The 10,246-nt window shown below is 45.3% G+C and carries 10 protein-coding genes; 3 read left to right on the top strand and 7 right to left on the bottom strand.

All coding sequences use genetic code 11. The features are described from left to right. Nucleotides 1–405 precede the first annotated feature (405 nt). Nucleotides 406–1,668 (top strand): MFS transporter, encoded by a 1,263-nt coding sequence (locus ACEW8F_RS12275; RefSeq protein WP_373483759.1) that lies wholly within the window; start codon nt 406–408, stop codon nt 1,666–1,668. A gap of 252 nt (nt 1,669–1,920) precedes the next feature. Here ACEW8F_RS12275 and glyA read toward each other — a convergent pair whose 3' ends face one another. The 7 genes from glyA to glp all read right to left on the bottom strand — a co-directional run bounded on the left by glyA (nt 1,921) and on the right by glp (nt 8,753). Beyond that, nucleotides 1,921–3,162, bottom strand: a complete 1,242-nt coding sequence (gene glyA / locus ACEW8F_RS12270) for a serine hydroxymethyltransferase (protein ID WP_373483758.1) — start codon at nt 3,160–3,162, stop codon at nt 1,921–1,923. Nucleotides 3,163–3,184: 22 nt separating this feature from the next. Further along, nucleotides 3,185–3,373: a hypothetical protein gene (locus ACEW8F_RS12265; RefSeq protein WP_148636259.1), complete on the bottom strand. Its 189-nt coding sequence runs from the start codon at nt 3,371–3,373 to the stop codon at nt 3,185–3,187. A 228-nt stretch (nt 3,374–3,601) separates the two neighbouring features. After that, a complete protein-coding gene (locus ACEW8F_RS12260) occupies nt 3,602–4,039 on the bottom strand; it encodes an MOSC domain-containing protein (RefSeq protein ID WP_373483757.1) in 438 nt (145 codons plus the stop codon). 19 nt (nt 4,040–4,058) lie between these two features. Then, the gene (gene moaC, locus ACEW8F_RS12255) at nt 4,059–4,556 is read right to left on the bottom strand and encodes a cyclic pyranopterin monophosphate synthase MoaC (protein WP_373483756.1); all 498 of its coding nucleotides are present in this window, start codon (nt 4,554–4,556) and stop codon (nt 4,059–4,061) included. A gap of 1 nt (nt 4,557) precedes the next feature. After that, a complete protein-coding gene (gene moaA, locus ACEW8F_RS12250; RefSeq protein ID WP_373483755.1) occupies nt 4,558–5,517 on the bottom strand; it encodes a GTP 3',8-cyclase MoaA in 960 nt (319 codons plus the stop codon). A 28-nt stretch (nt 5,518–5,545) separates the two neighbouring features. Beyond that, nucleotides 5,546–7,486 (bottom strand): molybdopterin biosynthesis protein, encoded by a 1,941-nt coding sequence (locus ACEW8F_RS12245; RefSeq protein WP_373483754.1) that lies wholly within the window; start codon nt 7,484–7,486, stop codon nt 5,546–5,548. Between the two features lie 43 nt (nt 7,487–7,529). Further along, on the bottom strand, nt 7,530–8,753 hold the full coding sequence (gene glp / locus ACEW8F_RS12240) for a gephyrin-like molybdotransferase Glp (RefSeq protein ID WP_373483753.1): 1,224 nt from the start codon (nt 8,751–8,753) through the stop codon (nt 7,530–7,532). A gap of 157 nt (nt 8,754–8,910) precedes the next feature. Here glp and ACEW8F_RS12235 point away from each other — a divergent pair, with 157 nt between their 5' ends. Together ACEW8F_RS12235 and ACEW8F_RS12230 are read left to right on the top strand one after the other, a co-directional pair. Further along, on the top strand, nt 8,911–9,585 hold the full coding sequence (locus tag ACEW8F_RS12235; protein WP_373483752.1) for a ThiF family adenylyltransferase: 675 nt from the start codon (nt 8,911–8,913) through the stop codon (nt 9,583–9,585). A 9-nt stretch (nt 9,586–9,594) separates the two neighbouring features. After that, nucleotides 9,595–10,098 (top strand): molybdenum cofactor biosynthesis protein B, encoded by a 504-nt coding sequence (locus ACEW8F_RS12230; RefSeq protein ID WP_373483751.1) that lies wholly within the window; start codon nt 9,595–9,597, stop codon nt 10,096–10,098. Nucleotides 10,099–10,246 lie beyond the last annotated feature (148 nt).

Genomic DNA, 10,246 nt, shown 5'->3' with positions numbered 1-10,246 from the left:
GCCTCTTCACTGGCAAATGAAACCCCAACTTCTTGTAAAACCTTTAGTGAATACTCATGTAACAACTCTACATCACGGGTAGATACATATTTTTCATAAAAACGTCTGTTAATATACATTTGAAATAGCCTCCAGTTTTTTTTAATTAATACATGTATTTCGCAATGCAAATATATCATGCTCTGAAATTCATTGTCAAGCGTTTTTTTGTTAAAATTATCATGATTAATCGTCTACACTTAATAAGCTGCCTTAAAATTTTCTGTTGACTATCCCAGTTATCACTAATTCCAAAGAAAATTACCCGATAATTTCAATCAAAAAATAACTGTTGACCGTTTACAACTATCATGCTATACTTTTGCAATAGACATGTATTTCGCAATCATGAACTAGGAGGATATTATGAAAAAATTTGGATTTAAAAATGCGATGGTGTTCTTAATTTTAAGTGCAACGGTTGCGCTCGCATACCAATTACCGTTTTTGCGCTATACTTTTTATGATCAATTTGCAGCGGCATATCAACTTTCAAATATGGAAATCGGTATTTTAGCTTCGGCTTTAAATTTGACCTATACCCTATGTTACCCTATTGGTGGATGGATGGCCGATAAATTTACCATGCGATTCCTGATTTCTACTACTTTGGCAGCTTTAGCTGTGTTAACGTTCGCTTTTGCGATGACTACTAATTTCACAGTTCTACTGATTATTCACATACTTTATGGATTCTTTGGTATTGCTACCTTATGGTCTGCTTATCTGAAAGGGATCCGTAATTTAGCAAATAAAGATAACCAAAGCAAAATGTTTGGCAGTAGCGAAGCCTTACGGGGTGTCATTCAAACAATCATGGGCTTTGCGTTTCTTGCCATCGTTGGTTTAGCAGCTACTGAAGCGGCTGGAATGAAAGTGCTGTTTCTCTTTGGTGCTGGGGTGTGCGCAATGTTTTTTGTACTGGCCTTGTTTTTTCTTCCAAAAACAGACATTATACACGAAGAACATGCAACAACTAGCGAAACCAAATATCGAGTTATCGATGTACTAAAAAATAAAGGTGTCTGGGTCACAATCCTCGTTATAATGTTCTCTTATATCACATGGGCTCTAGGCAACGCCTATATGACAACCTATACAGTACAAGTATTAAATATCTCAACAACAACAGCTAGCGCCATCGGAATCGTCAGAAGCTACATCATTGTGTTGTTGGCAGGAGTAATAGGCGGATTCGTTATGGATAAGTTTACATTCAAGGGCAAAGGTTTTGTTATCCTTTTTATAGCAATCATCGCAGCTCTGATTGGCGTTCTAACAACAGCAAAAATTGTTGCCTTAAGTGTTTTCTTAACCTTAATAATCGCATTTTTGGCTAATGTCTTGAAATCGACCTATTGGTCAGTAATGGACCAGGCAGGTATTCCCATCGGGATGACCGGAATGGCTACAGGCATCATTTCGTTTATCGCTTTTCTGCCAGATGCATTTTACGGTCCAATTCTCGGCAAGTGGTTAGATGATGCAAAGGCCGCAGGAGATATTGCCGTAGGCTTCAATCAAATTTTCATCCTGCTAGTTGTATGTGGTATTCTCGGGGTTATTTCGTCTATTCTTTTAATAAAACGTACCAAAGAAGTTAAACTATTAGAAGAGCAAACGACTTAAGCAACATAACATCCAAGTCAATTTCAAAAATTAAGCCCAAATCTCAAAAATTAGCAATCAGGGAATCAAGTATACACTATCGCTTTTTAACATGCTTCGAGTCGTTATCCTGTTTGCAAATTTAACTTATCTTTCATTAAACCCTAATTTAATTGTGAATGAGATCCATTTAAAACCTTAGTTTATACTAGGGTTTTTTATACATAAAAAAAGCGTTTAACAGAGCCGTATCTGTTAAACGCTTATGGTTTGTTAACCCATTAACCCCGGATATAAGGGATATTTTTCTGTTAAGAACGCGACTTTTTCAAGCGCCAGTTCCATGTCTTTTTTAATCAGCGCCGCTTCAATGGCATCGGCTACCACTTCCATATCGGCTTCAACCAGACCTCGGGTGGTAATCGCCGGGGTACCGACACGGATTCCACTGGTGACAAAAGGACTTTCCTTATCGTAGGGAATAGCATTTTTGTTAGCGGTGATATTGACTTTTCCCAGGGTTTCATCCGCTTCTTTCCCGGTCAGACCCACCTTGCTGACATCTAACAGCATCAGGTGATTATCGGTACCCCCGGAAACAATCCGAAATCCCCGTTTTTCAAGGGCGGCCGCCAATACTTTGGCATTTTTGACTACCTGTTCCTGGTATGACTTAAACTCTGGCGTTGCGGCTTCTCTAAAAGCTACCGCCTTGGCTGCGATCATATGCTCCAGAGGACCACCCTGGGTACCTGGAAAGACACCCTTATCAATGAGTTTGGCATATTCTTTTTTACATAGAATAATGCCCCCTCTTGGGCCTCGCAAAGTTTTGTGCGTTGTGGTGGTGACAAAGTCGGCATAGGGGACGGGACTTTGATGCTGTCCGGCTGCCACCAGACCGGCAATGTGGGCCATATCCACCATCAGATAACAACCGGCGGCCTTGGTCAGCTTTGAAATGCGTTCAAAGTCGATGGCTCGGGGGTAAGAGCTCGCGCCCACAACCACCAATTTGGGATGGTGTTCTTTGATCAGCTTTTCTATTTCATCATAATCAATGGTTTCCGTTACCTGATCCACCCCATAAGAGATAAAATTATAGTATTTTCCTGACAGGTTGGCCGGGCTGCCATGGGTTAAATGCCCTCCCTGATCCAGACGCATCCCTAAAACGGTATCGCCAGGTTCTAAAATTCCCATATACACGGCAGTATTTGCCTGGGCACCAGAATGGGGCTGAACATTGGCGTGTTCGGCACCAAATAATGCCTTGGCCCGATCGATGGCAACCTGCTCAATGGTATCAACGTGAACACAGCCACCGTAGAAGCGGTGTCCCGGGGTACCTTCGGCGTATTTATTGGTTAAATGGCTTCCCATAGCAATCATTACTGCGTCTGACACGAAGTTTTCAGAGGCGATGAGCTCTAAATGACTTTGTTGTCGATGCAATTCCTTTTCCATGAGTTCATAAATCTCAGGATCTGCAACTTTTACTTTTTCAAAAAACATAAATTCCTCCATAAAACTCTTTCTAATAGTCATTTCGCCGATTTGAGAGCCTTTCTAGGGAAGCTGCAATACTTTTTAAATAGATCGATATTTCTTCAATTTTCACTTTGAAATAAAAAACAAACATGATGCCTGACATTAAAAAAAAGATCAGCAATATCGGGATGATACTCCAGGCCACTCCGGCCATACTATTTATAAATTGATTCATATTGTCCTCCATCAGGCGACTGTCTTTACGTGAAAGACACTTGTACGGCAATAACATTTACTATTGTAACACTAAATTCTGATAATGCAATACACATTCCATCATTTTTTGTGATTTGTTTCATCTCTGGAAAAATTTAAGGTTTATTTTGATCAGATGTTTCTGGTGCCGAAAATTTCGAAATGTTTCTATCTTAATTTGACATGGCACAAATGATTTTCGGTCTGACTATTCCACGACTTCAATGGCATCCCCGGCTTTAATGGAGCCGCCTTCAAGGATAATTGTAAAAATGCCTTCTCGTGGCATCACGCAATCCCCTACTTGTTGGGCAATTTCGCATCCAGCATGACATTCTTTACCGATCTGGGTAACTTCCTGAAGGGTTTCACCGATTTTTAGCTTCGTCCCCACCGGCAACTCGTACACACAGATTCCTTCGGTCGTAATGTTTTCGGCAAAATTTCCGGCGCATAGTCCGGCTGCTCCCATGGCGATCATCTTATCGATGCTCTCCTGACCTAACAGACTGACCTGCCGATGCCATTTACCGGCATGGGCGTCATTCTCAAGACCAAAATCCTTAATAAAATCCCCGGTCGGAATCGGTTTTTTCATGACGCCTTTTTTCTCACTGATATTAATTGCTATTACTTTTCCACTCATTACATTTCTCCTGCTAATTTTATTGATGTTTGGGATTGATAAACTCGCCGGATTTGCCACCGGTTTTTTTAGCCAAATAGATCTCTTCAATGGTCATTTCTTTGTCCACCGCTTTGCACATGTCATAGATGGTCAGGGCGGCCACTGAAACTGCCGTTAAAGCTTCCATTTCCACGCCAGTCTGGCCGGTATTTTTAACCGTCGCTTCGATTAGAATTCGGGAATTCGCCTCATCAATTTCAAAGTCAATGTCGCTGCCGGAAATAAAAATATTATGGCACATTGGGATCAGGTCTGCCGTCCGCTTAACGCCCATAATTCCGGCAATCTGAGCGACTCCCAGGACGTCCCCTTTTTTCATCTGTCCGGCGATTACTTTTTGCAGGGTCTCTTTGTTCATGGTGATGGCACCTTTGGCTATGGCTACCCGCTCGGAGCTTTTTTTCTCACTGACGTCAACCATTTTGCTACGGCCCGCATCATTAAAATGGGTGAACTCTAAAATTTCTTTGTCCATGTCATCCTCCAATTTCGTTCATATTTCTCAATAACTGCTTTTCATGTTCGTTGATATGATGTTTTTCCGGCTTTTCATTAATTGCCTGTAAGAGAATCTCTTGATAGGTCTTCCCAGATTGATGCAGCGCCACCAGGTCAATCTCATAGTCCGAATGAAGACAGGGTTTGATCTTGCCATCGGTGGTGACCCGGATCCGGTTGCATTCGCTACAGAAATGCTTACTGATGGGATTGATCAGGCCCACTCGGCCCTTGGCTCCGGGCAGTTGATAATATTCCGCCGGGCCGGTTTTATCAGGGATTAGCAGCGGCGTTAAAGCCGGCATCCGTTTTAATACCTCATCATTGGACAGGTATTTGTTTTCCGCAAAACCGCTGGATTCACCCAGCGGCATCAGTTCAATAAACCGTACATAAACCGCTTCGTCTCTGGTGTAATTCACAAAGGTTTCAATTTCATCGTCGTTGAAATCCTTGATCAGCACGGTGTTGATTTTAATCGGATGCATCCCCACTGCCTTGGCCGCGGCAATCCCTGCAAAAACATCTTCAAGATGGCCCCTCCGGGTAATCTCATGAAATTTGACTGGATCAAAGGTGTCCAGACTGATATTTATCCGGTTTAAACCGGCGGCTTTTAAATCTTTGGCATATTTTGGCAGGAGAATCCCATTGGTGGTCATGGTGAGATCCTCGATCCCGGGGATTTCGCCGATTCTTCTGACCAAATCGACAATCCCATGGCGGACCAGCGGTTCTCCACCGGTGAGCCGAATCTTGTTGACCCCCAGTGAAACCCCGGCCTTAATCAGCTCCAGAATTTCTTCAAAGGACAGATTTTTCTGATGGGGATGTTTTTTTATCCCCTCTTCTGGCATACAGTAGACACATCTTAAATTGCATAAATCGGTGATGGAGATACGCATGTAATTTATTTTTCTTCCATAATGATCCTTCATCTGCTTCCTGCTTTCTCCCTTGTGATGTCTAGGGTTCGACTATTTCTCCCGGTTGTTCCAGTTCATATCCCCCCAACCGCTTCAGGGTATCTTTGAATTCCGGGGATTTAAGCACCTTGATGAATATTTTCACCCGGGGATCCCCGAGATTCTCTTTTAAAATAACAAAATCGTAGGCTTCATCTCCGATTGGGATAAAATCCAGTTCCATCATATTAGCTGCCGACAAAACGCCGATACCGACATCGCAGGAACCGGATTTCACAGCCGAAGCTACCATCATATGGGTGTTCATTTCACGGGTATAACCCAAAACCTGATTGGCATCAAGTTGGGCGGTTTTCAGTAAATAATCCAATAGCACCCGGGTTCCCGAGCCCCGCTGGCGATTGACAAAGCTGATATCCGGCCGGATCAGATCGGCAATACCCTGAATATTTTTGGGGTTGCCTTTGGGGATGATCATCCCCTGGGTTCGTTTGACCCCTTTGATCAGCACCACCGCCTCATCGGCCAGATAGCGTTTCAAATAGGCCAGATTATAAATTCCGGTATCCTCATCGAGCAAATGGATTGGGGCAATATGGCACTCGCCTTTTTTGATCGCCATAATTCCCCCCAAGCTACCCACATGGGCCGAGGACAGGTTCACCAGTTCCTTATTTTTATGGATAATATTGGCGACGATATCCATCAACACATCGTGACTGCCAATCGAAACCAGGGTATTTTCAATTTCTTCCCGGGGCCGCATCAGAATCAGCTCGACCTCTTCACCGGCTTCATAGCCTTCGACATTTTTGGGGATCTTTAAGATCCCGTCGGCATTGACCAGCGACATCGTCACCCCAGCACCGCGATCCAGTGGCGTTGCCACAAAGCGCTGGTTGACCCGTCCACATTTCATCCGCACAAACTCCAGATATTTCAGCGACGACATCAGCCGTTTGGACAACACTGCTTTAATGGTGACCCCTTCGGTAAAGGTTTGGTGGTTAAAGGCCAGCATCACTGGCTTGACAAAGCTTTCAAAGACAAAGTAGGCGGAAACCGGATAGCCGGGGATCCCAATTACCGGTTTCCCCTGAACGATTCCCAAAACCACCGGTTTTCCGGGTTTAATGGCAACGCCGTGAACCACCACTTCACCCAGTTCTGCGATCAGCCTGCGGGTGTAATCTTCGGTTCCGGCCGAGGAACCGGCCGAAATCAGGACCATATCGTTTTCATCCACGGCCTTAATAATGGCGTTTTTGATCAGCTCGTAGTCATCCCGAACGGTCTGATAGCGTTTGGCAGCTCCGCCATATTCTTGCACCAGTCCGACAAACATATGGGTATTGGAATCAATTATTTTTCCCACTGCCATCGCCGCTCCAGCTTCCACCAGTTCAGTACCAGTGGGGATAATCCCGACCCGGGGTTTGTCCATCACTTCAATCTCAGTGATACCGCCGGCCAGAAGGGCGCCCAGGTCGATCGGACGAACCCGATGAAAGGCCGGGATAATCAGTTCTCCAGCGACGATGTCTTCACCAATGGGCCGGACATTCTGCCACAGCGAAACCGGATTGTTGATACTGATTTCGTCGTCACTTTTAATGATCACATCTTCAATCATCACCACGGCATTGTAGGGATCGGCGATCACATCGCCGGTATCGACAAAATTAAAATCGGCTCCTTTTATCAGAGTCCGGGGATGACGTTCATCCACACCGATCATCGCCATCGCTTCGACACAAATCCCATCCATGGCGGAGGCGTTATAATAAGGCGATGAAATTTTCGCAAAAACCGGCTCTTTCGTCACCCATCCCTGGGCTTCGATCACTGGTAATAAACGGCCTTTTTCCTGAGCTTCGGTAAAGGATAATAAGGCCAGATACTTGGCCACTGCTACATCCAGATCTTCATTTTTTAAATATAAATTCCGCTCGTCTTTTTTTCCGATATTTTCGGTATTCATTCTTCCCTCCAGTTTTGATACTAGTAATAAGGCCGTGTGCTTTCTAAAACAGGATCACTTCGACCTGGTCGCCGGTATTTTTTCCTTCTTCGTTTTCGGTGATTTCAATGTATCCGTCGGAATAGGATAAGAGCGTAATCATCCCGGATTTACCGTGGGTTGGCCGGACTTCAGTGTCATTTTCAGTTTTAGTGATAGACACAGTCTGGAAGGTCCGCCGGCCTGGGGCGGCATGGATATTTTCCATCAGCACTCCCTGGACAGTCTGATATTTGAAAACATCCTGACTATAGTACAACTTCATAAATTCCTGTAGCACAATCATCATCACCATGATGGCCGCGGCCGGCTGACCTGGTAAGCCAATCACTGGTTTTTGCAAAACAGTTCCCAAAATCGTCGGTTTTCCCGGTTTAACGGCCAGACCATGGAGCAGCACCTGCCCCAGCCCATCAATGACCTGGACGGTATAATCTTTTTCACCCATCGAACTGCCGCCGGAAAGAATGACCATATCGCCGTTTTCTATTCCGTTTTCGACGGCAGAGCGAATCTCATTGTGGTCATCTCTGGCATAAGAAGTCGAAATGACCTCGGCTCCCAATCGTTTTGCCACCGCTGCCAAGGCCGGCGTGTTAATGTCAATCACTTCCCCTGGCTTAGGGGTCTCTCCCGGCCGGATGATTTCATCACCGGTGGAAATAATGCTGAGCCGGGGACGCTTATAAACCTCAATTTGCCGGTAACCCAAAGCCGATAAAACGCCAATGTCCTGTGGTCTTAACAGATGGCCCCGGGAAAAAACCAGTTCCCCGTTTCTGATATCATCACCAATCCGCATCATATTTTCGTTGGCTCCAGCATTGATATAAATGGCCAGATCTTTTTCCCCCAATTTTTCGGTATATTCAATCATAATCATCGCTTCGGTGCCAGCTGGCACCATGCCGCCGGTTGGAACATAAAGGGTTTCACCCTGATTAAGGCTTTCGGTGGTTTCTTTGCCCATCTGAACTTCCCCGGTGATTCTTAAAAATCCCGGTATGGCAGTGGATGCGCCCTGAACGTCGGTTAGCTTCACTGCATAACCATCCACCACTGAGCGATCAAAATGCGGAACATCCATGGTCGAAACGATATCCGAGGATAATACCCGGCCCAATCCATGGCTGATATCAATGGTTTCATTCTCTAAAGTTATGTCTTTAAATGTCTCATTGATGATTTTCTTCATCTCATCAATGGTTTTTACCTTTAGCAACTCCATTTTTTCTCCTTGCCGACCAAATTTTGTCATTTTTTGTCTACTTTCTATTCTAACGATTATTGTCTGAAAAAACAATATCAATTCAAGACTTTAATTATTCGTTAAAAATTGTTATACTGATCTTAATTATTAGATTGGGATACGAGGAGGTGGCGCGATGTCACGTTATGAACGGAATTTTCCAGCTTTTTCCGAGGAAGAATTTGAGCGCATCCAGCATGCCACGGTTTGTGTGGTCGGCTGCGGCGGTTTGGGTGGCTATATTATTGAAATGCTGGCCCGGGTCGGGATTGGTGCGCTGATTTTGATTGATGGCGATGTTTTTGAAGATTCCAACCAGAATCGGCAGATTTTTTCTACTGAAAAAAATCTCGGTACCCCCAAGGCGAAAGCCGCGGCAGCCCGGGTTAAGTTGATTAATAAAGAAGTGACGACGACCTATTATCACGATTTTCTGGACGAGGATAACGGTTCTGCCCTGATTGGTGATGCCGATCTGGTGGTCGACGCCCTGGATAATGTCCCCGCCCGGCTCACCGTGCAGACCCTGTGCAAAGAAAAAAATATTCCCCTGATCCACGGTGCCATCGGCGGCTGGTTCGCCCAGATAACCACGGTTTTCCCGGAAGATGATACCCTGTCACGCCTCTATGCCGGCGAAAAAGAATACGACTCCAAAGCCCTGGGCAATCCATCCTTTACCCCAGCCCTGGCTGCTTCGCTGGAAGTTTCCGAAGCCCTAAAAGTCCTCACCGGGAAAGAGGAAATATTGCGGAATAAACTTTTATATATCGATTTATTGGCCAATGATTTTTTCACATTTAATATTTAGGAGGATCTTATGTATCGAACTGGAATAATGACCTTAAGCGATCTGGGCTCAAAGGGCCAACGGGAAGACAAAAGCGGCCCGATGATTGAGACAATGCTGGCCGAAACCAATTTGTACGAAGTGGTCAAAACCATCATCCTGCCGGATGATCTGGAAACCATCAAAACAGCCCTGATGGTCTGGGCCGATGAAGATCATCTGGATCTGATTCTGACCACCGGCGGCACCGGTTTTTCCCAGCGGGACTGGACCCCGGAAGCTACCATTGCCGTCTGCGATCGGATGACCCCGGGTATCCCCGAAGCAATGCGTTACCACAGCCTGCAGATCACCCCAAAAGCGATGCTCAGCCGCAGCGCCGCCGGTATCCGCAAGCAAACCCTGATCATTAACCTGCCCGGCAGCCCCAAAGCGGTCAAGGAAAATCTCGAAGCCATTCTGCCCGCCCTGGACCACGGCCTCGACATGCTCCTGAGTACCGGTTCCGCCAATTGCGCCGAACCCATTAAATAACTACCACCATCGGGTAGGAGGCTGACCATTAATTGATCAGCCGACCTCCCACACCACCGTACGTACCGTTCGGTATACGGCGGTTCCAGAGTTCACACCGTTACTTGCAGATAATAATCATAAAAATTGGGATATCCTGCCCGCTTGA

The organism is Acetobacterium sp., assembly GCF_041752335.1.
In the GTDB taxonomy this organism is placed as follows: domain Bacteria; phylum Bacillota; class Clostridia; order Eubacteriales; family Eubacteriaceae; genus Acetobacterium.
This window is presented reverse-complemented; position numbering and strand designations above follow the sequence as displayed.